The organism is Kitasatospora sp. NBC_01539, from assembly GCF_045040525.1.
Taxonomy (GTDB): domain Bacteria; phylum Actinomycetota; class Actinomycetes; order Streptomycetales; family Streptomycetaceae; genus Kitasatospora.
Genome location: NZ_CP109390.1, coordinates 6,760,819 through 6,782,611, shown reverse-complemented (window position 1 = coordinate 6,782,611; position 21,793 = coordinate 6,760,819). Strand labels below are relative to the sequence as shown.

Here is a 21,793-nt window from a genome sequence, read left to right as displayed (position 1 = left end):
GACGGCGCATAATGGCTGTCCCGTGCCGACTGCGCCGTCGCGGCCGTCGGGCTTGTGGAGGAACGTAACAGCGGCGAAAGCAACCTGAAAGACCTTGCAGCAACTTTCTGCAAGGCTCGTTCATATCGTTACATCCGCGTGTCCTGCGGGTTGCCGGGCAGCGGAGCAGGGGCGCGGGCCCGGTCCGCGTCATCGCCGCAGCTCCACCCGTGACCTGCCGCGGACATGCAGAACGGCCCGCGCGGCCGGGGTCCTCCCCGGCGGCACGGGCCGTCGTTTCACTGCTTTGCGGCAAGCCCCGTCAGGGCCGCCCCCTCAGGGCCACCCGGTCAGACGGCGCCGAGGCGCAGCACCGTGGTCGAGCGGAACTTCTCCCCCGGGCGCAGCACCGTCGACGGGTACGCCGGGTGGTGCGGGGAGTCGGGGTGGTGCTGGGTCTCCAGCGCGACGCCCGCGTACGGGCCGTACGCGACGCCGCGGGCGCCGGTGACGGCGCCGTGGAAGCCGTTGGCGGTGTAGACCTGCACGCCGGGCTCGGTGGTCAGGACCTCCAGGGTGCGGCCGCTCGACGGGTCCTCCAGGAACGCGGCGCGGGCCGGGCCGCCGTCCGCCGGGCGCTCGCGCAGCACCCAGTTGTGGTCGAAGCCGTTGGCCGCGGCGACCTGCGGGTGCGGGTCGTCGATGCCCGGGCCGAGCGGCCGGGCGGTGGTGAAGTCGAAGGGCGTGCCGGCCACCGGCTCGTACGGGCCGAGCGGGATCTGCCGGGCGTCGACGGGCGTGTAGTGGTCGGCGTCGACCGTCAGCAGGTGGTCCCGGACGTCGCCGCTGCCCTCACCCGCGAGGTTGAAGTAGGCGTGGTTGGTGAGGTTGACGACGGTGGGCCTGCTGGTCACCGCGTGGTAGTCGATGGTGACGGCGTCCGCGGAGAGCGTGTACTCGACGCTGACGTCGAGGGCGCCGGGGAAGCCCTGGTCGCCGTCGGGGCTGTGGAGCTTCAGCCGGACGCCGCCGGGGATCTCCTCGGCCGTCCAGATCCGGTGCGCGAAGCCGTCCGGGCCGCCGTGCAGGGTGACGCCGTTGCCGGTCGGGGCGATCGGGTGGTCCTCGCCGTCGAGGGTGATCCGGCAGTCCGCGATGCGGTTGGCGTAGCGGCCGACGGTCGTGCCGTAGTGCCGCGCCGCGCCGAGGATCAGCGGCAGCTCGTCGGTGGAGAGCAGGATCTGACCGGGGGTGCCGTCCCGGTCGGGTGCGACCAGGGTGTGCAGGGTCGCGCCGAGCGTGAGCACGCTGGCCTCCAGCGGGCCGTTGCGCAGCGTCCACCGCTCGATCGCCGCTCCCGCTCCGCTGGGCTCGAAGAGCTCCCGCCGTACTTCGGTGGTGGTCTCTGCCGACCCCGCCATGCCCTGCTCCTCACCTGGGCGGCCGAGCCGCCTCACGTCCGCTGACCGTCGATGCGGGCGATCTTGCCGCCCCGGGAGCAGCCTAGCCGGACGCCGCCCCGCCCGGCGGCGGACGGCCTGGCGCGCCCAGGTCGGTCGGCGCGCCGGGGCGAAGGACCGTCAGTGGACGTGCGGCCCGCGCGGGGGCGTACGCCGGGGCGCGTGCGCCGCGACCTCGACGGACCGTCAGCTCTGCGGGTCCTCCGGGTCCTCGGCGCGGCCGAGGGCGGCCGCCAGCCCTTCGGGTCCGGTGCCCGCCTTGCGGTGCACGGCGGCCAGCCGGCGGTGCACCAGGCTCAGCGGCAGCCGGAGGTCGTCGGCGATCCGCTGCGGCGGCAGCCCGCGGACGGCGAGTTCGGCGACCTCCCACTCGTGCTGGCTGAGGGCGTCCTTGGAGAGCGTCCGCAGCCGGTTGGGGCGCAGTCCGGAGGCGGCGAGTTCGCGGCGGGCGCGGGCGACGAGGCCGTCGGCGCCGCACTGCTGGCCCAGTTCCATGCCCTGGTAGAGGTACTCGGCGGCGTCGACCAGCCGGCCGCTGCGGCGCAGCGCGGCACCGAGGTCGATGAGGGCGTGGGCGTGCTCGTAGCCGGCCGGGGACTGGCCGAGCACGGAGACGGCCTCGCTGAGGAGGTCCACGGCGACGTGGCCCTCGGAGACGGCGGCCTGCAGTCGCAGGGCGGTGCCGATCGCGGAGGCGGAGCCGAAGGTGCGGGCGCGGTCGACGGCGTCCTGGGCGACCTTGCGGGCGCCGCCCGGGTCGTCCGGGGCGAGGGCGAGCGCGAGGTGGCCGGCCCAGGGCGCCCAGACGGTGTTGTGCCGCTCGCGGTCCTCCAGCTGTCGGCCGGCGTTCGTGAGTGCGTCGACGGCGCCGGGCAGGTCGCCGCGGGCGAGCAGCAGCTTGCCGTAGAGGGTGGGTGCGTCGGGCAGCACCATGGCGGTCGCGTGGTACGGCGGGGCGAAGCGGTAGTGCTGGGCGAGGTCCCAGGCCTCCTGGACGCGGCCGCGGGCGAGCAGGGTGTCGGCGAGGACGCCGACGATGTCCCACTGCAGCGGGAGGTCGGGGGCGATCCGTTCGGAGATCCGCAGGCCGCGGCGGAGGAAGTCCTCGGCCTCCAGGAGGAAGCCGCGGCGGAAGCGTACGAGGCCCATGAGGAAGTAGGCGAAGCCGCGGTGGGCGCCGCTCCAGCCGGCGACCTCGAACTCCATGATGGCGTCGGAGAAGAGCTTCTCGGCGCGGGCGAGTTCGTCGGTGTAGGTGAGGGTGAGGCCGATGAGGGCGGGGAGTTCGAAGCCCCAGGTGGTGCCCGTCCAGCCGAGGCCGCCGGGCAGCCGGCCGCCGTCGAGGGCCCGGTCGGCGTGCTCGACGGCCTGTGCGGCGGACTCGCCGCGCAGGGTGAGGTCCCAGGCGCGCATGGCCTGGACGGCGCGTGCGGCGCTGTCGTGGCCGGCGAGGGAGGACTCCGCGAGTTCCTTGAGGCGGCGGGAGCGGCCGGGGCCGTCCTCCTCGTCGCGCTGGAAGGCGGCCCACATGAAGTGGGTGGCCTGGAGGCGGAGCCGGCCGGGTCCGGGCGGGGTGCGCTCGGCCTCCTCCTGGCAGATCCGGGCGGCCCGGGTGAGTTCGCCGTTGTGGGCGAGCGCCTCGGAGAGCCGGAAGGTGGCGTCGATCCGCAGGGCGGGGCCGAGGCCGTGCTCCATCTCCAGGGCGAGGGTGAGCTGGTTGACGGTGGAGGCGGGGTCGGTGAGCAGGGCGGAGCAGCCGAGCTCGTAGATCACCTCGGCGCGGATGTCGTCGTCCGGCGGCTCGTTGAGGGCGCGCTCCAGGCAGCGTTTGGCGGCGTCGGGGGCGCCGATGGCGAGGTGTTCCTGGGCTGCCTTGCGCAGCTTGCGCACGATGGCGTAGTCGCCCTCGGCGTGGACCTCCAGGAGGTGCCGGGAGGCGGTGAGCAGGGAGCCTCCGGCGTTCTCGATGGCGGCGGCCGCGATGCCGTGCATGGCGGTCTTGGTGCCGGGCGGCATGGTCAGGTAGATGGAGGTGCCGATGAGGGGGTGGACGAATTCGAGCCGTCCGTTGGGTGCGGCGGTGAGGACGCGCTGGCGGCGGAGCTGCCGCACGGACTCCTCGGCCTGTTCGGGGCCCTGGGCGGAGATGGTGGCGGCCAGGCTCTGCCGGATGTCGGTGCCGAGCAGGGCGGCGGCCCAGGCGAACCGCAGGGTGGTCGGGCCGAGCTTGTCCAGCCAGTGCTGGAGGGTCTCGCCGCGGGCGGCGGCGGCGAGGTCGTGCAGGCGGCGGGCGTTCTCCTCGCTCGGTTCGAGGCCCTGGTCGCGGACCTCGCGCAGGAGCGCCACGATCTCGTACGGGGTGCCGCCGGTGACGGCCCAGACCTGGCGGCAGAAGGAGTCCTCGGCGTCGCTGCCGAGTTCGGCGCGGACGAGGTCGGCGACGGTGTCGGGGGTGAGGCGGCGCAGTTCGTGGCGGTGCTGCGCGATGGACTCGATCTGGTGCCGCAGGCCGTGCGCCGTGTGGTCGAACTCGTCGCGGTAGGCGAGGACGAGCAGCACGGGGAGCTCGCGGGAGCGGACGGCGAAGGAGGCGAGCCAGTTGAGCGACTCCATGTCGGCCCAGTGGAGGTCGTCGACGACCATGACGAGCGGGGCGCGGCGCGGGGCGAGCTGGGTGAAGACGAAGTCGAGGCCGTCGCGGACGCCCTGGGGGTCGAGGGGTTCGAGCTCGTCGGAGGGCGGGACGAGGCCGATGGCGGGGCCGACGATGCCGTACCAACTGCCGAAGACCTCCTCCTTCTCGTCCTCGGAGAGCGAGCCGAGGACCGGCTGGAGGAGCTGGCGCAGGACGCGGAAGGGTTCGTTGCGCTGGCGTTCGCCGCCGCGGGCGAAGAGCACGGTGCATTCGGGCTGCAGCTTGGCCATGCGGCGCACGCGGTGCAGGATCGAGGTCTTGCCCATGCCGCCGTGGCCGGAGTAGAGGAGGACCTCGCCGATCTCGGTGCCGCCGGCGGCGAACTTGCGGCAGAGGCCGATCACGGCCTGCTCGGCGGCGTACACCTCCGCGTCGCGCTCGCGCAGCGTCTCCTCGGTCGGCGGGCCGCTCTGTTCCTGCCCGCCCTGTCCGTGCTGGTCTGCCGACACCGCCGCGCCCTCCGCCTCTTCCGTTCCGTGGTCCGTTCCCGACCCTAGCGCCGTGTGCGCGCCGGTGGGCGGCATTCGCGCAGGCCGGAGCGGGAACGGAGGGTTGAGCGCGGGTGCCCAGGGCAAATGCCCTGGTGCGCCCGACATCTGATGATCCGATCGGGTAATCTGCCCGCCCGGGCGGCACATGTGATCTTCGACAAACCCCGAGCAGTCATCAACAGTCATCAGCAGTCATCGAGGTACCGCACACGCACACGCTCAGCACCGAAACGACAGCCACAGTGCCGGGAGCACGATGTCCGACGACACCTCACTCACCCTTCCCTTCCCACTCCGCCGCAGCCGACACCACGCCCACGCCGCCGACCGCCACCGCACCTGGCTGGACCGCCACCGCGAGCTCGCGGACGTCACCGACGAGGCCGCCTACGGGCACTGGGAGGTGGCCGAACTCGCCGCACTGGGCTACCCCGCCGCCGGACCCGACGAACTCGCCCTGGCCGCCGACCTGCTGGGCTTCTACTTCCTCTTCGACGACCAGTTCGACACCGCGCTCGGACGCCGCCCGACCGAGGTCGCCCGGATCTGCGACCGGCTCACCGACATCCTGCACGGCGCCCTCCCCGACGCCTCGTCGGCCGTCGAACGGGCCTTCGCCGACCTGTGGCGGCGCTCCACCGCCGGCATGCCCGGCCGCTGGAGGGCGCGCGCCGCCACGAACTGGGAGTGGTACTTCGCCAGCCACCCCGCCGAGGCCGCGGGCCGCCTGGCCGGCCGGATCCCCGACCGCGAGGGCTACCTGATCCTCCGCCGCGGGACGGCCGCCATGGAGACCATCTTCGACATGGTCGAACGCCTCGGCGGCTTCACCGTGCCACCGAGCACCTACCACCACCCCGTGCTCCGCCAGATCCGGCAACTCGCCGCAGACATACCGTCGTTCAGCAACGACGTCCGCTCCTACCCGCTGGAGGCGCCGCGCGGCGACGTGTACAACCTGGTGATGATCGTGCAGCGCGAACGCGACTGCCCCCCGGAGGAGGCCTGCGCGATCGTGCTCACCGAGGCGCAGCACATGGTCGACCGGTACACCCGCCTGCTGACCGAACTCCCCTGCGCCTACCGCGAGCTGGAACTCGACGAGGAGCAGAGCCGGACGGCGCAGCAGTACGCCGACGGCATCACCGCCTGGCTGACGGGCTACCTCTACTGGGAGCGGCGCACCGGCCGGTACCGCGCCGGGTGAGACCGCCCGGACGGGTGCCGCGAACGGGGCACTCCGGGCGGGGTGCTCCGCGTGACCGGCGGTACACCCACCGTAGCGGACCGTGCGCGCCGGGACCAGAGCCCCGGGCGCCCCGGGGCGGGAATTCCTGGCGGGCGCGCACCGAAGCGGGCGCGCCCGCCCGCGCACCCTCCCGCTGCGGCACACCCTCCCGCCGCGGCGGCACCCGCCGTGGCGGCGGGGGCGTCACCGGCGCGGGCGGTTCCGGCCGGCCCGGCGGTCAGCGCTCCGCGCGGCTGCGGGCCTCCGCGGCGCGGACGGCGGCCTCGATGCGCTCCTCCGGGATCCGCACGCCGGAGGCGATCCGGCCGCCGACCGCGGCGAGGGCCTCCGCGGCGGTCCGCGCCCACAGGTGCTCGATCAGGACGAGCACGCCGACGGTGCCCGGCTCCAGCAGCCCGGCCGCCTCCTGCGCGTCCTCGGGTCCGATGAGCGGCAGCCCGTGGCCGCCGGCCGCGACCGTCCCGCGGAGGTGTTCCACCTCGCCGACCTCCGCGTAGCCGATCCCGCCGTCGGCGTGCCGCGACACGACGAGCGAGTCGATCACCCGGATGTCGCCGGCGGTCCGCAGCGTGCCGAGCGCCCGGGCCTCCTCGGCGGTGATGACCTCGTGCGGGAACGTCAGGACGATCAGTTCGGCCGGCCCCATCCAGGGCTCCCTTCCGTCGGCGGTTGCCCGCGGCTGCCCCCGGAAGCGGATCAAAGCACAGGTCACGCCCCTCCCCGGGGAGGCGGGGCGCGGACGGCGCACGGCCGCTGGCGGGCGGGCCGACCCCGTGGTCTCTGGAAAGCACGGCACCGTGCCGCCCCTGGACCGAAGGAGCCTCCCGTCATGACCATTCCCGCCGCCAAGCTCTCCCATCCCGCCGTCCGCGCTCTGGTCACCGCCATCAACGGCGGCGACCCGACGGCGTTCTTCGCCGTGCTGACGCCGGACGCGACGATGTCGGACGACGGTGCGGACCGCCCGCTGGCCGCCTGGGCGGACCGTGAGATCTTCTCCTCGCGCGGCCGCATGGAGGTGCAGGCCGAGAAGCAGGGGGGCCTGGCCCTGGTCGCCACCTACCGGAACGACACCTGGGGCGAGATGAGGACCGCCTGGCGGTTCACCGTCGACGGTGAGCGCATCAGCCGCTTCGAGACCGGGCAGGCCTGACCCCGAAAACCCGTGCGAACCGGTTGGTGAAGCGCTTCGACACCAGGTCTGGACACAGCCCATCTGCCTCTCTAAGCTCTCCCGGCAGGACAGCATCGAGCCGCACAGCAGACATCGTCGAAGCGCTTCACCACCGGCGCCCGGCCGTGTCGCGAGATGGAGCACCAGATGGTCACGCTCGCCCAGGTCGCCCGGCACGCCGGGGTGTCCCCGAGCACGGTCTCGTACGTCATCAGCGGCAAGCGGTCCATCTCGCAGGACACCCGGCTGCGGGTGGAGCGCAGTATCGCCGAGCTCGGCTACCACCCGCACGCGGGAGCCCGGGCCCTGGCCAGCAACCGGTCCAACGTGATCGCCCTGATGATCCCGCTGCGCACCGACATGTTCGTGCCGGTGATGATGGAGATCGCGATCGCCATCACCACCACCGCCCGGCGCTACGCCCACGACGTGCTGCTGCTCACCAGCGAGGAGGGGCCGTCGGCGGTGAAGCGGATCGCCGCCAGCGGACTCGCCGACGCGATGATCCTCATGGACGTCGAGCTCGACGACGAACGCATCCCGCTGCTGCGGCAGACCGGCGCGGCCGCCGCACTCATCGGCCTGCCCGCCGACCCGGCCGGGCTCACCTGCGTCGACCTCGACTTCGAGGCCACCGGCGCACTCGCCGCCGACCACCTCGCCGACCTCGGGCACCGTGAGATCGCGCTGATCGGCGCCGCCGAGTCGGTGTACCGCCGGCACACCGGATTCGCCGAACGCACCCTCGCCGGATTCCGGCAGCAGGCCGCCGCTCGCGGCGTCAGCCACCTGCACCGGCCCTGCGGCGCCGGCCACCAGGCCGCCAGCGGCACCCTCTCCCGCATCCTCCAGGAGCGGCCGAACACCACCGGCTTCGTCGTGCAGAACGAGGCCGCCCTGCCCCACCTGCTCAGCCAGCTCCGCCAGTCCGGGCGGGCCGTGCCGGAGGACGTCTCCGTCGTCGCGATCTGTCCGGACGAGGTCGCCCTGCACTCCGCCCCGCAGCTCACCTCCGTCTCCATCCCCGCCCAGGAGATGGGCCGCCGGGCCGTGGAACTCCTCATGGCGCAGGCCGCGGGGGAGGACACCTCCGGGCTCACCCTGCTCAGCCCCACCCTCACCATGAGGGAGAGCAGCGGCCCCGCGCCGCACCGTGCCTGACGCATCGTCGGCCACTCCACCCCACTCCACGAAGCACGAAGACCGCACCACCGGGCTGCTCGCGCGCATCGCCGATCCCCGGGACACCGGGCCCCACCACGCCCGGCCCCCACCGATCCCGCCCGCCGGCGGACCACCCGCCGCCGGCGTGCCCCGCGCTGCCCGCGCGCAACCCCAGGAGCCGTCCGTGAACCACCCTTCGCCCATTGCCCCGCCGGAGAAGCCCGAGGGCCCCGGTGTGCTCCGCGAGAGCGGCGGTGCCCTGGAGTGGCACGGCCATCTGGAGAGCCTGCGGCTGGAGCCCTGGGGCCCGGACGCCGTACGGGTCCGGGCCGTGCGCGGCGGACGCCTGCACCACGACCTGCCCGGCGCACTCGCCGGCGAGGCGCCCGCCTCCCCGCAGGCCGTGGTGAAGAACGAGGGCACCGTCGGGCGCATCGTCAACGGCGCGATCACCGCCGAGATCACCGACCGCGGCATCGTCCGGTTCCTGCGCGCCGACGGCAGCGAGCTCCTCTCCGAGCAGCCCGCGCACTTCTGGTGGCCCGGCGCCCGGCTCTACACCCCCACCGGCAACGGCTACCACCGCCTGGAGCAGCGCTTCGCCGCCTACGACGGCGAGAGGATCTACGGCCTCGGACAGCACCAGCACGGCCTGCTCGACCAGAAGGGCGCCACGATCGACCTCGTGCAGCGCAATGCCGAGGTCACTATCCCCGTGCTGCTCTCCGACCGCGGCTACCTGCTGCTGTGGAACAACCCGGCGATCGGCCGCGTCGAGCTCGCCGTCAACGGCACCCGCTGGGTGGCCGACAGCGCCCGGCAGTTCGACTACTGGATCACCGCCGGCACGCCCGCCGAGACGCTGTCGCGCTACGCCGACGTCACCGGCCACTCCCCCGAACTCCCCGAGTGGGCCACCGGGTTCTGGCAGTGCAAGCTGCGCTACCGCACCCAGGACGAGCTGATGGCCGTCGCCCGCGAGCACAAGCGCCGCGGCCTGCCGCTCTCCGTCATCGTCAACGACTTCTTCCACTGGACCCACCTCGGCGAGTGGAAGCTCGACCCCGCCGAGTGGCCCGACCCGGCCGCGATGGTCCGCGAGCTGGACGAGCTCGGCGTGCGCCTGATGGTCTCCGTCTGGCCGTCCGTCAGCCCCCTCAGCGAGAACCACGCCGAGCTGGAGCGCCGCGGCCTGCTCATCGGCACCGAGTACGGGCCGATGGCGCACGCCGAATGGCCCGACAAGGGCGTCGACTCCACCGTGCAGGTCGCGTTCTACGACGCCACCAACCCCGAGGCCCGCGACTTCCTGTGGGAGCGGATCTCCGAGAACTACCTCGCCCACGGCATCAAGGTCTGGTGGCTGGACGCCTGCGAGCCGGAGATCAACCCCGGCCACCAGGCCAACCTCCGCTACCACGCCGGCCCCGGCCTGGAGGTCGGCAACCTCTACCCGCGCGAGAACGCCCGCACCTTCCACGAGGGCATGCTCGCCGCCGGCGAGACCGAGGTCGTCACCCTCAACCGCTCCTCCTGGGCCGGTGCGCAGCGCTACGGCGCCGCCCTGTGGTCCGGCGACATCGGCACCGACTTCGCCACCCTGCGCGACCAGATCAAGGCCGGCCTCAACGTCATGGTCTCCGGCATCCCGTGGTGGACGACCGACATCGGCGGCTTCCACGGCGGCAACCCCGACGACCCGGCCTACCGCGAGGTCATCGTCCGCTGGTTCCAGTACGGCGCGTTCTGCCCGCTGTTCCGCCTGCACGGCTACCGCGAGCCGTGGATGCCGCTCGGCCCCGAGATGACCGGCGGCCCCAACGAGGTCTGGTCGTACGGCGAGGAGGCGTACGAGATCTTCAGCCACTACCTGCACCTGCGCGAGCGGCTCCGCCCGTACCTGCAGGAGCAGATGCGGCACACCGCGGAGACCGGCGTGCCGCCGATGCGGCCGCTGTTCGTGGAGTTCCCGGACGACCCGGCCGCCTGGGAGGTGCAGGACGAGTTCCTGCTCGGTCCCGACCTGCTGGTCGCCCCGGTCACCGAGGCGGGGGCCCGCTCGCGCACCGTCCACCTGCCGGCCGGCGCCGAATGGCGCTGCGCCTGGACGGGTGAGGTGCACCCCGGCGGCACCACCGTGACCGCCGACGCCCCCATCGACCGGATCCCGCTCTACCTGCGCGACGGCGCCCGGCTGCCGATCTGACCCGGGCATCCCACCCCCTCGTGGCAAGGAGGCCACCATGCACGCGACCACCACCCTGCACGCGCCCACCGCCCTGAACCGTGCCCGCACCCGGCCGGCCGTACGGCCCGCCCCGCAGGCGGCGCTGCCCGCGGCGGCGGCGCCGCACGCCCGGCCCCAGCCCGCGCCGCAGCCGCAGACCCGGCGCCCCGCCACCGGCCTGCTCGCACCGGAGGAGCACCAGCTGCTGCTCCTCCTCGCCGAGGGGCTGCCGCTGGACGCCGTGGCCCGCCGGCTGTCGACGTCCAGCCGCACCCTGCGGCGGCGCATCCGCGTCCTGTGCGACCGCATCGGGGTGCGGACCCCGCTGCAGGCCGCGGTCTGGGCCGCCCGCCGCGGCCTGATCTGACCCGCCGAGTCCCGCCACCCGCCCCGCCCCGCCGGACCGCCCGCCGACCGACCGAGGAGACGCCGTGCCGCTGACCGACCTGCCCCACGAGGAGCTGCTCCGCTACCGCCCCGAGGCGGCCGGACCCGCCGACCTCGACGCCTTCTGGGACGGCACGCTCGCCGGTGCGCGGGCGCACGGCGACGGCGGGGCCCGCGTCACCCCCGTCGCCGGCAGCCTGCTGCGCAGCGTCGACGTGTACGACGTGCGCTTCCCCGGCTTCGGCGGGGAGCCGGTGGCGGCCTGGCTGCTGGTGCCGCGGGGAGCGGAGGGGCGGCGGCCGGCCGTCGTCGAGTACCTCGGCTACAGCCAGGGCCGCGGGCTGCCGGTGGAACGGCTGCTCTTCGCCTCCGCGGGCTACGTCTCCCTGGTCGTGGACAGCCGCGGCCAGGGCCACGACACCCCGGACCCGCACGCGGGCGGCCCCCAGTGGGTCGGCGGGTTCATGACCCGGGGCGTGGAGTCGCCGGAGGGCTACTACTACCGGCGGCTGTACACCGACGCCGTGCGGGCCGTCGACTTCGTCCGCGGCCTGCCGCAGGTCGACCCGGACCGCGTGGTGGTGGCGGGCGGCAGCCAGGGCGGCGCGCTCGCGCTGGCGGCGGCGGCGCTCGCCGGCGGGCTCGTCGCGGCCGCCCTGGTCGACGTGCCGTTCCTGCAGCACATCCGGCGGGCGGTGGAGATCTCCTCCGACGGACCGTACCGGGAGGTCGCCGAGTACCTGCGCCTCCACAGCCGCGGCAGCGTCGAGCAGACGTTCGCCACGCTCGCGTACGCCGACGGCATGCACCTGGCCCCCCGGGCGACCGCGCCCGCGCTCTTCAGCGCGGCGCTGATGGACCCGGTCTGCCCGCCGTCCACGGTCTTCGCCTCGTACCACCGGTACGGCGGGAAGGCCGACATGGAGGTGTGGCCGTTCGGCGACCACGCCGGCGGGCGGTCCTCGCAGCAGCAGCGGCAGCTGGAGTGGCTGCGCGACCACGGCCTGGGGGTGGCGGACTGACGGGCGCGCACCACCCGGGGCGCGGCCGGCGGGCCGGCCGGGGCGTCAGCCGAGGCAGGCGCGGACGGCGGCCATCAGCGTCCGCGAGCGGATGTCGCCCGTCACACCGGGCTGCATGCCGTTGGTGACGTAGCCGAAGCCGATGCCGAGCTCCGGGTCGGCGAAGCCCAGCGAACCGCCGCGCCCCGGGTGGCCGAAGCTCGCCGGCGAGGCCATCGGCGAGGTGCCGCCGTGCCGGAAGAAGCCGTGGCCGAAGGTCGTGTTGACGATCAACACCTTGTCCGGGCCGCTGACCGCGGGGCCCATCGCCTCCTTCAGCACGTCCTGGCCGAACAGCGCGGGCAGCCGCTCCCCCGGCGCGCCGCCGTGCCGGTCGGCGGCGCCGATCAGCGCCGCGTAGAACCGCGCGACCGAGCGGGCCGTGCCGATGCCGCCCGCGCCCGGCACCTCGGCGGCCTGCACCGCCGGGTCGTTCAGGTCGACGGTCGCGCGGACGGCGCCGAACGCCCGCCCGGTCAGCGAGGTCGGGTCCTGGTAGGCGCGGACCACGGCGGCCTTCGGCCGCACCCGCAGGCCGTTCGGGCCCGTCTGCGCGGCCGGCGGCGCGGGCAGGTCGACCAGCCTCCCGACCCGGGGCGCGGCGCCCGCGGGCAGGCCGATCCACAGGTCGAGGCCGAGCGGCCGGGTGATCTCCTCGGCCAGGTAGTGGCCGATGCTGCGCCCGCTCACCCGCCGGACGACCTCGCCGACCAGCCAGCCGAACGTGTACGGGTGGTAGCCGTGCGCGGTGCCCGGCTCCCAGGCGGGGGCCTGCGCGGCGACGGCCGCCGCCGCGGGCTCCCAGGTGAGCAGGTCCTCCAGGCGCAGCGGCACGTCGAGCACGGGCAGCCCGGCCTGGTGCGAGAGCAGCCAGCGGACCGGGATCCGCCCCTTGCCGGCGGCGGCGAACTCCGGCCAGTACGAGGCGACGGGCGCGTCCAGGTCGAGGGCCCCGCGCTGCACGAGGTGCAGCGCGGTGGCGGCGGTGAGGCCCTTGGTGACGGAGCGCAGCACCTGGGCGGTGTCGGCCGTCCACGGCACGGCGGGGGCGGGCCTGCCGCCCACCTCGGGGCGGGCGTCGCCGGCCCACAGGTCGACCACCTTGCGGCCGTCGGCGTACAGCGCGAACGCCGCGCCGAGCTCGCCGTACTCGCGGAAGTTGCGGGCGAAGGCCTCCCGGACGGGCTCGAAGCCCTCCGCCGTCTCGCCCCAGATCTCGACCGCTGTCACGTGCCCGCCCTGCCTTCGCCTCGCCGGTACCCCCCGGTCGAACGATAGTCCGGCAGCCCCGGCGGCGCCGACCCCGGTAGCGTGCTGCACCATGACGAACCCCGCCGAAGAAGTGCTGGACGTGGTCGACGCGCAGGACCGGGTGGTCGGCACCGCCACCCGCGCCGAGGTCTACCGCGACGGCCTCGTCCACCGCTGCGTGTTCATCCTCGTCCGCGACCCGCAGGACCGGATCTTCGTGCACCGCCGCACCGACACCAAGCTCTTCGCCCCCGGCGCGTACGACTGCTTCGTCGGCGGCGTGGTCGGCGCGGGCGAGACGTACGCGCAGGCGGCCGTCCGCGAGGCCGAGGAGGAGCTCGGCGTGCAGGGGGTGCGGCCGGTGCCGCTGTTCAAGTACCTCTACGCGGAGAACGGCCTGTCGTGGTGGTGCGACGTCTACGAGGCCCGTTGGGACGGCCCGGTGCAGCCGCAGGTCGAGGAGGTCGCCTGGCACGGCTGGCTGACCGCGCAGGAGCTCGACGAGCGGCTGGCCGTGTGGGAGTTCGTGTCGGACGGCCGCGAGGCCTACCGCCGCTACCTGGAGCTCCGCCGGTCGTCCTGAGGATCCCACTCGGGGTGCTCGCGGACGGCCCACAGCGGGTCGACGGACCCGGTGCGCATGCCGCGCCGGGCCTCCGGGTCGCGCACCGCCATCCAGACGTGGCCGCCCACCGCGACCGCCACGGCCACCGCCAGCCAGTCGTGGACGAAGGTCGCGCCGGTGCGCCACACCAGCGGCGCGAGGTGGGTGAACCACATCAGCAGCCCGGTGCCGAGCATGACGAGCACCGCACCGGCGATCCACGACGCGTACAGCTTCTGACCGGCGTTGAACTTGCCCGCCGGGCGGTCCCAGGAGCGGCGGCGCACCGCGCGAAGCCACTGCCGGTCGCTCGCGGTGAAGCGGTTGAGCCGCCCCAGGTCGGCGCGCAGCGCCCGGGAGGCGAGGCCGAGCAGCAGCGGCACCGGCAGCATCAGGCCGCACCACTCGTGCACCACGACGACCAGCCGCCGCCGGCCGACCAGTTCGGAGACCGGCGGGTAGTAGAGCACCAGCGCGGTCGCCAGGCAGACCAGCATCAGGCCGGCCGTGGTGCGGTGCACCCACCGCTCGGCGCGGGCGAAGCGGCGGACCCTGCCGCCGTCAGCCGGTGGGGGCATCGTCGCGTCCGTTGGAGCGGCCGACCCAGGCGTCGACGTCATAGCCGTAGTTCTCCCAGTAGCCGGGCCGGACGGTGGGGGTGACGGTGATGCCGGAGAGCCACTTCGCCGACTTGTAGAAGTACATCGGCGCGACGTACAGCCGCACCGGGCCGCCGTGCGCGTGGGTCACCGGCCGGTCCTGCATCTTCACGGCGACCAGGACGTCGTCGCGGCGGGCCTGGTCGAGGGTGAGGCTCTCGGAGTACTCCCCGTCGAAGCAGGTGAAGCGGACGGCCGTGGCGCCGTCCCGTACCCCGGCGAGCTCCAGCAGCCGGCTGAGCCGCACCCCCTCGAAGGGCGTGGCCGGCACCCGCCAGCCGGTGACGCACTGCACGTCGTGCACGATCCGGGTCTGCTCCATCGCCATCAGGTCGGCGAGGCGGTAGGAGGCGGGGCGCTCGACGAGGCCGTCCACCGTCAGCGCGTAGTCGGAGGCGTCGCGGTTCGGCACGGAGGACACCACCGAGTAGTACCGGAAGCCCCCGCCGCCGGGCAGCACACCACTCAGACCGGTCGGGTCGCGGCTGGTCACCGCCTCGACCGCGCGTTGCAGCGAGGGCCCGGCGGCGACGCCGGCCGCGCCGAGGCCCAGCATGCCGAGCACCACGCGGCGCCCGACCGGCGTACCCGTTCCGGAGGATTCGTTCACACCACGATTCGACCACCGTCGCCCGCCCGTGACCAGGGGCGGAGGGTGTCCGTCAGACTTTCGTCAGGTCCTCGGCCGGCCGCGGGGGCGCTTCGGGCCGCTTCCGGGCCGGGCGGACGGGCGGACGGGCGGACGGGCGGACGGGCGGACGGGCGGACGGGCGGGCGGACGGGCGGACGGGCGGACGGGCGGACGATCATGCCGGGGGCCGGGCCTCGGTAGGGTGGCGCCATGGTTTCCCGTACGCCCCCGGCGGCGCCCAGCTCGGAGGAACGGCCCGCCCGCGCCGAGAAGGCCCCGCGCCGCCGCCTCAGCGTCGACGAGCGGCGGGAGCAGCTGATCACGGTGGCCCTGGACCTCTTCAGCCGCCATCCCCCGGAGGACGTGTCGATCGACGACATCGCGGCCGCCGCCGGCGCCTCCCGCCCGCTGGTGTACCACTACTTCCCCGGCAAGCAGGCGATCTACGAGGAGTCGCTGCGCCGGGCGGGCCGCGAGCTCGCCGCCCGCTTCGAGGAGCCCCCCGAGGGCCCGCTCTCCGAACGCCTCCTGCGGGTCATGGACCGCTACCTCGACTTCGTGGAGAGCCACGGCCCCGGCTTCGCGGCCCTGCTGCGCGGCGGCTCGGTGACGTCCGGGCCGGGTACCAGCGCGGTGATCGACGAGGTGCGGCGCGCCGCACAGGAGCAGATCCTGCTGCACCTCGCGCCGGCCGAGCCCAGCCCGGGCGTCCGCCGCACCGTCCGGGCGTGGATCGCCAACGCCGAGATCAGCTCCCTCGACTGGCTCGGCGAACGCGCCGTACCCCGCGAAACCCTGCAGCTGCAGCTGGTGCAGGAGCTGGTCGCCGCACTCGCCCTGACGGCGGCCCGCGAACCGGCGCTCGCCGCGGAGTTCGCGACGTTCCTCGCCGAGGAGCACGCGGACGGGCCGGCCGCCGGCCTGGCCCGCGACCTGCTGGGCCTGCTCGCCGTCGACGGCATGGCCGGGGCCCTGGGCCGCCTCGCCGGCGACGACGCCTCCTGACGGCACCTCCCCCACCGGCCCGGTGCCGCCCGCACGGGCCGTGCCGTCCACCGGGTCTGATAGAAAGTGGACAGATTTTCCACCGAGAGCGAGGGGGCTCGGCGCATGACCCTGGACGGCTTCGCGGGCGCGGAGCGGATCGCGGCCACACTCGACGTACTGGCCGAGACTCTGCTGGACGAACGGTCCACGCACTACCCGCTGGACACGCTGGCGGCCTTCCGCCGTGACGCCCACCCCTCCGCCGACGGGCTGTTCGGCCTGCGCCTCGGCGCCGCCGGGACGGGCCTGCTGACGGTACGCGGGCTCGGCACCGTCGTCTCCGCCGGCCCGGCCCGGCGACCCGGCCCGGCGACCGGTGCGGTCGCCGCCCTGGCCGCCCGCTACGGCGCCGGCCACGTGCGGGGCGTCCCCGTCGGCGGCGGCGCCCCGGTCACCGCGGACGCCTTCCGGCTGCCCGCGGTGCCGCAGGCCGGCGACGCCGCGCAGCGTCCGCCCTTCGCGCGGCCGCTGGCCGCGCTCGCCTCCGAGCGCCCCACCCGCGGACCGGAGGAACTGTCCACCGGCTCCGGCGTGGAGGTGCGCCTGGTCGTACCGTCCGTCTTCCATCCGCTGACCGCGCACGGCGACGACGCGGCCGTGGCCGGCCACCTCGCCGAGGTCGCCGAGGAGCTCTTCGCGGGCAGCGGCCCCGCCGCCCGCCGCGAGTGGTCGGTGATCGCGGCGTCGCTCGCCGCCGGGGCCGCCGAGGCGGGTGTCGTGTTCGCCGGCCTCGCCGCGCTGCGCGCCGCCGACCGCCGCACCCGCGCCTCGCTGACCGTCGCCCTGCACCCCGTGCACGGCCCCGCCGACGAGACCGCCCACCGGCTCGCCGACGCCCGCCCGCACGCCGAGGTGTGGACGGTGCTGCTGCCCGCCGGACCGGCCGCCCTGCTGGTCGAACCGCGCAGCACCGCCGTGCCGGCCCCGCTCGGCGCGGACGGCGCGCAGCAGTGGGTCGCCGGTTCCGTGGTCGAGGCCTTCGTGCCGCTCCCGGACGGTGCCACCACGCTCACCCTCCAGCTCGGCACGGTGCAGGCGGAGGACTGGGAGCTCTACACCGAGGTGTTCGCGCAGGTGCTGCTGAGCGTCCAGCTCGGCTGGGACGGCGTCGCCGGCACTCGGCCCGCCGCACCGGCCCAGGTGCAGGCGCCCGCCCCCGTGCCCGCCCCCGTGCCCCCGCCGCAGCCCGTCGCGGAGCAGCCGTACGCCCCGGCGCAGGCCGCCCCGGCGATGCCCCCGATGCCGCCCGCACCGCCCGTCGCGCCCGCACCGCCGGCCGTACCCGCCGTGCCCGCACCCGCCGTGCCGGTACCGGCCGTACCACCCGTGCCGGTGGCCGCCGTCGCGGAGCCCGCGCCGGAGAGGCCCAAGGGCACGCCGGTCCGCGTCCCGCCGCCAGACTTCAACCCCTTCGCCCCGCCCGCCCCCGCCCCTGCCGCACCCGCGGCGGAGGAGCAGGGTGCGGCGCCCGGGGCCGGCAAGGGCACGCCGGTGCGCGTACCCCCGCCGGACTTCAACCCCTTCGCCCCGCCCGCCCCGACCGGCGGCGCAGCGGCCCCGGCGGCGCCCGCACCCGTGCCGGTGGCGGCGGCTCCCGCCCCGGCCACGGCCGACCCGTTCGGCACGGTGGTCGCCAACGCGCCGCTCGACCCGTTCGGCACCGTGACCACCGCCCCGGCGGCAGCGGCGCCGACGCCTCGGCCTGTGGCCGCACCCGTCCCGGTGGCGGCGGCTCCTGCGCCGGCCGGGCCCGGCAAGGGCACGCCGGTGCGCGTACCCCCGCCGGACTTCAACCCCTTCGCCCCGCCCGCCCCCACCCCTGCCGCACCCGCGGCGGAGGAGGCGGAGGAGCAGGGTGCGGCGCCCGGCAAGGGCACGCCGGTCCGCGTACCCCCGCCGGACTTCAACCCCTTCGCACCGCCCGCCCCGACGTCGGCCGCGCCTGCCGCACCCGCCGCGGAGCAGGCCGCACCGGAGGCGCCCCCGGCGTACCACCCCTTCGGCTGAGGCCGACGGAGCACGCCCCGGCGACGGCCGGGCGGGACGAGTGCCCTGCGCACCGTCCCGCCCGGCCGTCGGCCGTTCCGGGCACCACCGCCACCCGCCGCCGCCTCGTCCGCGGCTGCCGAGGTCCGATCGGTGTCGACGATCCGTCACGTCTCCGTCACTGCGCGATGGTCCAGACCTATTGCCCTTCCGTCCGGAGGTCCCTACGCTCCCGGACAGGACCTCCGCGGCAACCCGACGGCCCCGGGGACCCGGCTCCGCCGCGCCGTCGCGGTCGGAGCCCTGCACCTGGCACCTTCCCCACAGGTCGCGGAGCCCTGGTCCGGTGACGGTCCGGCGTGCTCCCGGACAGGAGCTCACACCCATGCGCAGACGTCGGTTCCGCCTCCCGCTGCTCGCCGCGGGAACCCTGCTCGCACCGTTCCTCGCGGTCGCGCTCCCCGCCACCGCGGCCCACGCCGCCGGTGCGACCGCCACCTTCACCAAGGACCAGGACTGGGGCACCGGTTACGGTGGCAGCTACACCATCACCAACGGCAGCACGGCCCCGATCAACGGCTGGACGCTCGAGTTCGACCTGCCCACCGGCAACACCGTGGGCTCGCTGTGGAACGCGACCTACACCACCGCCGCCTCGCACGTCACCGTGAAGAACCCGAGCTGGCAGCCGGTCATCGCCGTCGGCGCCTCGTACAACTTCGGCTTCAACATCGCCTACTCGGGCGCGTACGCGCCGCTCGCCAACTGCAAGCTCAACGGCAGCCCGTGCAGCGGCGGCGGCGGGGGCGACACCACCGCACCCACCGCACCCGGCGGCCTGACGGGCGCGCTCAGCGGCACCAACGGTGCGGCGCTCACCTGGACGGCCTCCAGCGACAACGTCGGCGTGGCCGGCTACGACGTGCTGGAGGGCACCACCAAGCGGGCCACCGTGACCGGCGCCTCGGCCACCGTCACCGGTCTCGCGGCGGGCGCGCACAGCTTCACCGTCGTCGCCTTCGACGCCGCGGGCAACCGCTCGACCCCGGCAGGTCCGGTCACCGTGACCGTGCCGACCGGCACCGACACCCAGGCGCCGACCGCTCCCGGCACGCCCCTCGCCACGGGCGCCACGTCGAGCTCGGTCTCGCTCACCTGGGGAGCGGCCACGGACAACGTCGGGGTGACCGCCTACGACGTGTACAACGGCGGCACGATCGCCACCACCGTGAGCGGCACCTCGGCCACCGTCGGCGGCCTCGCCGCCGACACCGCCTACACCTTCACGGTGAAGGCCAGGGACGCCGCCGGCAACACCTCCCCGGCCTCCAACGCGGTCGCCGCCCGCACCCAGAAGGGCGGCGGGGGCAGCGCCGGCCTGAAGATCGGCTACTTCACGCAGTGGTCGATCTACTCGCGCGGCTACAGCGTGAAGCAGCTGGAGACCTCCGGCAGCGCCGCGAAGCTCACCACGCTGAACTACGCGTTCGCCAACATCCACCCGACGACCAAGCAGTGCTTCCTCACCAACAAGGCGGCCGGCAACGACTCCGACCCGAACGCCGGTGACGGCGCGGGCGACGCCTGGGCCGACTTCGGCAAGGGCTGGGACGCGGGCACCTCCGTGGCCGGCACCACCGACACCTGGGACCAGCCGCTGGCCGGCAACTTCAACCAGCTCAAGCAGCTGAAGGCCAAGCACCCTGACCTGAAGATCCAGATCTCGCTCGGCGGCTGGTCGTACAGCAAGTGGTTCTCCGACGCGGCCTCCACCGACGCCTCCCGCAAGGCGCTGGTGAGCTCCTGCATCGACATGTACATCAAGGGCAACCTGCCGGTCGTCGACGGCCGCGGCGGCGCAGGCTCGGCCGCCGGCATCTTCGACGGCATCGACCTCGACTGGGAGTGGCCCAACTCCGACGGGCACCTCGGCAACGTCTTCAAGCCCGCCGACAAGGCCAACTACACGCTGCTGGCACAGGAGTTCCGCCGCCAGCTGGACGCGCTCGGCACCACCAACGGCAAGCACTACACGCTGAGCGCCTTCCTGCCGGCCGACCCGGCGAAGATCTCGGCGGGCATCGACATCCCCGGCCTGTTCGGCGCCTTCGACTTCGCCACCATCCAGGGCTACGACTACCACGGCGCGTGGGAGCCGACCACCAACCAGCAGTCCGCGCTGACCCTCCCGGCCGGTGACCCCAGTGCCGCCGACCGCCGGTTCAGCTCCGAGATCGCCATCAACGCCTACGTCGGCGGCGGCGCCCCGAAGAGCAAGCTGACCCTCGGCATCCCGTTCTACGGACGCGGCTGGCAGGGCGTGCCGCGCGGCACCACCAACGGCCTGTTCCAGACCTCCACCGGCGCCGCACCCGGCACCTACGAGGCCGGGTACGAGGACTACCACAAGCTCAAGGAGATGGCCGCGAGCGGCGGTTACACCGTCTACCGCGACCCGGTGGCCGGTCACGCGTACATCTACAACGGGAACGTCCTCTACACCTACGACGACCCCACGGAGATCGCCCGCAAGACCGCGTGGATCAAGGCACAGGGGCTGGCGGGGGCCATGATCTGGTCCTTCGACGGCGACACCGCCGGCGGCGAACTCATGACCGCGGTGGACAACGGCCTGAAGTAGCAAGCCCGTTCACCGGCGTCACAGCCGGTGTCGCGGTCGGCGAAACGGTCGGCGAAACGGCCTGCGCCACAACTGGTGTCACGGCCGGTGTCACGGCCGGTCTCACACGCGGCGTGCCAGATGCACCGCATCGGGCACGCCGCGTGCGACCGCCACCTCCAGGGTGTGCACGTCGGCGAAGCCCGCCGCCCGCAGCGCGTCCTCGAAGGCCGCGGACGGCTTCGCGCTCCACACCGCCAGCACCCCGCCGGGGTTGAGCCGCCGGCGGGCGGCGGCCAGCCCCGCCGGGCCGTACAGGCCGTCGTTGGCCTCGTCCACCGTCCAGTCCGGCCCGTTGTCGATGTCGAGGCAGAGCGCGTCGTACGACGGGCCCGCCCCCGCCAGGTGGGCGACCAGGTCGGCGTGCAGCACCACCACCCGCGGATCGTCCAGCGCCCCGGCGGAGTACGCGGCGAGCGGCCCGGTCCGGTGCCAGTCGATCACCGCGCCCTCCCGCTCCACGACCGCGACGGCACCCCAGCGCGGTTCGGCCGCCGCGTACGCGAGCGAGAAGCCCACCCCCAGGCCGCCGATGAGCACCGCGGGCCGCGGGACGTCCAGCCGGTCCAGGGCCGCCTGCACGAGGAGCCGCTCGGAACGGCCGTCCGCGGTGTCCATCAGGAAGCAGCCGTTGGCGATGATCTCCAGGTGCCCGCCGCGGCGCCGCAGCACCACCTCACCGTACGGGCCCTCGCGCCGGTCCAGCGTGACGGGGGCGTTGTCGGCTGCATCCCTGACGGGCAGCTGGGTCATCGGACGGCACCTCGCGGAAGTTCAGGTCGTGTCCAGCCGACCTTAACCGGCCGCGACGCACCGGGGCACTCCGAATACCCGGCGTGGCACCGACTGCCCTCCCGGCAGCGCCCCTTGACGCCCCGACAGGTCGGGGCGCAGCCCCCGCGCCGGGCTGCACGGCGGCACGGCCGACGGTGAGGTCGGTGTCCGGAGCACGTGCAGGTCGCCGCAGTACTCGTCGACGCCGTAGTGCTCGCTGACGCCGCAGTGCTCGCTGACGCCGCGGAGTTCGACGAGCGGCGGGGCGGCGGGG

The 21,793-nt window shown here is 74.8% G+C and carries 17 protein-coding genes; 10 read left to right on the top strand and 7 right to left on the bottom strand.

Features of this window, described 5'->3' with window-relative positions:
* Positions 1-329 precede the first annotated feature (329 nt).
* Together OG335_RS29400 and OG335_RS29395 are read right to left on the bottom strand one after the other, a co-directional pair.
* A complete protein-coding gene (locus OG335_RS29400) occupies positions 330-1,400 on the bottom strand; it encodes an aldose epimerase family protein (RefSeq protein WP_405014151.1) in 1,071 nt (356 codons plus the stop codon).
* Between the two features lie 225 nt (positions 1,401-1,625).
* Positions 1,626-4,583 (bottom strand): ATP-binding protein, encoded by a 2,958-nt coding sequence (locus tag OG335_RS29395; RefSeq protein ID WP_405014150.1) that lies wholly within the window; start codon positions 4,581-4,583, stop codon positions 1,626-1,628.
* 298 nt (positions 4,584-4,881) lie between these two features.
* On the opposite strand from OG335_RS29395, the gene OG335_RS29390 reads away from it, so the two are divergent.
* On the top strand, positions 4,882-5,832 hold the full coding sequence (locus tag OG335_RS29390) for a terpene cyclase (protein ID WP_405014149.1): 951 nt from the start codon (positions 4,882-4,884) through the stop codon (positions 5,830-5,832).
* Between the two features lie 259 nt (positions 5,833-6,091).
* Here OG335_RS29390 and OG335_RS29385 read toward each other — a convergent pair whose 3' ends face one another.
* Entirely contained in the window at positions 6,092-6,520 is a 429-nt protein-coding gene (locus OG335_RS29385; RefSeq protein WP_405014148.1) for a DUF6325 family protein, read from the bottom strand.
* A 183-nt stretch (positions 6,521-6,703) separates the two neighbouring features.
* Here OG335_RS29385 and OG335_RS29380 point away from each other — a divergent pair, with 183 nt between their 5' ends.
* The 5 genes from OG335_RS29380 (at position 6,704) to OG335_RS29360 (ending at position 11,848) form a co-directional block, all read left to right on the top strand.
* Positions 6,704-7,027, top strand: coding sequence for a nuclear transport factor 2 family protein (locus OG335_RS29380; protein WP_405014147.1), 324 nt, complete (start codon positions 6,704-6,706; stop codon positions 7,025-7,027).
* A gap of 168 nt (positions 7,028-7,195) precedes the next feature.
* Complete coding sequence (locus tag OG335_RS29375; RefSeq protein ID WP_405014146.1) at positions 7,196-8,209, top strand: LacI family DNA-binding transcriptional regulator; 1,014 nt, start codon at positions 7,196-7,198, stop codon at positions 8,207-8,209.
* Between the two features lie 187 nt (positions 8,210-8,396).
* Positions 8,397-10,418 (top strand): TIM-barrel domain-containing protein, encoded by a 2,022-nt coding sequence (locus OG335_RS29370; RefSeq protein WP_405014145.1) that lies wholly within the window; start codon positions 8,397-8,399, stop codon positions 10,416-10,418.
* A gap of 37 nt (positions 10,419-10,455) precedes the next feature.
* Positions 10,456-10,806: a DNA-binding response regulator gene (locus tag OG335_RS29365; RefSeq protein WP_405014144.1), complete on the top strand. Its 351-nt coding sequence runs from the start codon at positions 10,456-10,458 to the stop codon at positions 10,804-10,806.
* A 64-nt stretch (positions 10,807-10,870) separates the two neighbouring features.
* Positions 10,871-11,848, top strand: coding sequence for an acetylxylan esterase (locus OG335_RS29360; RefSeq protein ID WP_405014143.1), 978 nt, complete (start codon positions 10,871-10,873; stop codon positions 11,846-11,848).
* Between the two features lie 45 nt (positions 11,849-11,893).
* Here OG335_RS29360 and OG335_RS29355 read toward each other — a convergent pair whose 3' ends face one another.
* A complete protein-coding gene (locus tag OG335_RS29355) occupies positions 11,894-13,117 on the bottom strand; it encodes a serine hydrolase domain-containing protein (RefSeq protein ID WP_405014142.1) in 1,224 nt (407 codons plus the stop codon).
* Between the two features lie 91 nt (positions 13,118-13,208).
* Between OG335_RS29355 and OG335_RS29350 the strand changes: the two genes are divergently transcribed.
* Positions 13,209-13,721, top strand: a complete 513-nt coding sequence (locus OG335_RS29350; protein WP_405014141.1) for an NUDIX hydrolase — start codon at positions 13,209-13,211, stop codon at positions 13,719-13,721.
* Here the strand turns inward: OG335_RS29350 and OG335_RS29345 are convergent.
* Together OG335_RS29345 and OG335_RS29340 are read right to left on the bottom strand one after the other, a co-directional pair.
* Complete coding sequence (locus OG335_RS29345; RefSeq protein ID WP_405014140.1) at positions 13,694-14,320, bottom strand: cytochrome b/b6 domain-containing protein; 627 nt, start codon at positions 14,318-14,320, stop codon at positions 13,694-13,696. The genes OG335_RS29350 and OG335_RS29345 overlap by 28 nt on opposite strands.
* Positions 14,304-14,957, bottom strand: coding sequence for a molybdopterin-dependent oxidoreductase (locus OG335_RS29340; RefSeq protein ID WP_405015570.1), 654 nt, complete (start codon positions 14,955-14,957; stop codon positions 14,304-14,306). Before OG335_RS29340 ends, OG335_RS29345 begins: the two co-directional genes overlap by 17 nt.
* A 285-nt stretch (positions 14,958-15,242) precedes the next feature.
* On the opposite strand from OG335_RS29340, the gene OG335_RS29335 reads away from it, so the two are divergent.
* From OG335_RS29335 to OG335_RS29325, 3 genes are all read left to right on the top strand, one after another.
* Entirely contained in the window at positions 15,243-16,037 is a 795-nt protein-coding gene (locus tag OG335_RS29335) for a TetR/AcrR family transcriptional regulator (RefSeq protein ID WP_405014139.1), read from the top strand.
* A gap of 105 nt (positions 16,038-16,142) precedes the next feature.
* Positions 16,143-18,086 (top strand): hypothetical protein, encoded by a 1,944-nt coding sequence (locus OG335_RS29330; protein WP_405014138.1) that lies wholly within the window; start codon positions 16,143-16,145, stop codon positions 18,084-18,086.
* Positions 18,087-18,450: 364 nt separating this feature from the next.
* Positions 18,451-20,706, top strand: coding sequence for a glycosyl hydrolase family 18 protein (locus tag OG335_RS29325; protein WP_405014137.1), 2,256 nt, complete (start codon positions 18,451-18,453; stop codon positions 20,704-20,706).
* A 102-nt stretch (positions 20,707-20,808) separates the two neighbouring features.
* On the opposite strand, the gene OG335_RS29320 is transcribed toward OG335_RS29325, so the two are convergent.
* Positions 20,809-21,498 carry a spermidine synthase gene (locus OG335_RS29320; RefSeq protein ID WP_405014136.1) on the bottom strand — a complete coding sequence of 230 codons (690 nt, stop codon included), beginning with the start codon at positions 21,496-21,498 and terminating at the stop codon, positions 20,809-20,811.
* Positions 21,499-21,793 lie beyond the last annotated feature (295 nt).

Excerpts from the sequence above, each read along its gene's own strand:
- OG335_RS29325 (WP_405014137.1), top strand. The coding sequence starts at position 18,451 with ATGCGCAGACGTCGGTTCCGCCTCCCGCTGCTCGCCGCGGGAACCCTG.
- OG335_RS29350 (WP_405014141.1), top strand. The coding sequence starts at position 13,209 with ATGACGAACCCCGCCGAAGAAGTGCTGGACGTGGTCGACGCGCAGGAC.
- OG335_RS29365 (WP_405014144.1), top strand. The coding sequence starts at position 10,456 with ATGCACGCGACCACCACCCTGCACGCGCCCACCGCCCTGAACCGTGCC.
- OG335_RS29335 (WP_405014139.1), top strand. The coding sequence starts at position 15,243 with ATGGTTTCCCGTACGCCCCCGGCGGCGCCCAGCTCGGAGGAACGGCCC.
- OG335_RS29400 (WP_405014151.1), bottom strand. The coding sequence starts at position 1,400 with ATGGCGGGGTCGGCAGAGACCACCACCGAAGTACGGCGGGAGCTCTTC.
- OG335_RS29320 (WP_405014136.1), bottom strand. The coding sequence starts at position 21,498 with ATGACCCAGCTGCCCGTCAGGGATGCAGCCGACAACGCCCCCGTCACG.
- OG335_RS29380 (WP_405014147.1), top strand. The coding sequence starts at position 6,704 with ATGACCATTCCCGCCGCCAAGCTCTCCCATCCCGCCGTCCGCGCTCTG.
- OG335_RS29375 (WP_405014146.1), top strand. The coding sequence starts at position 7,196 with ATGGTCACGCTCGCCCAGGTCGCCCGGCACGCCGGGGTGTCCCCGAGC.
- OG335_RS29385 (WP_405014148.1), bottom strand. The coding sequence starts at position 6,520 with ATGGGGCCGGCCGAACTGATCGTCCTGACGTTCCCGCACGAGGTCATC.
- OG335_RS29345 (WP_405014140.1), bottom strand. The coding sequence starts at position 14,320 with ATGCCCCCACCGGCTGACGGCGGCAGGGTCCGCCGCTTCGCCCGCGCC.
- OG335_RS29330 (WP_405014138.1), top strand. The coding sequence starts at position 16,143 with ATGACCCTGGACGGCTTCGCGGGCGCGGAGCGGATCGCGGCCACACTC.
- OG335_RS29390 (WP_405014149.1), top strand. The coding sequence starts at position 4,882 with ATGTCCGACGACACCTCACTCACCCTTCCCTTCCCACTCCGCCGCAGC.
- OG335_RS29340 (WP_405015570.1), bottom strand. The coding sequence starts at position 14,957 with ATGCTGGGCCTCGGCGCGGCCGGCGTCGCCGCCGGGCCCTCGCTGCAA.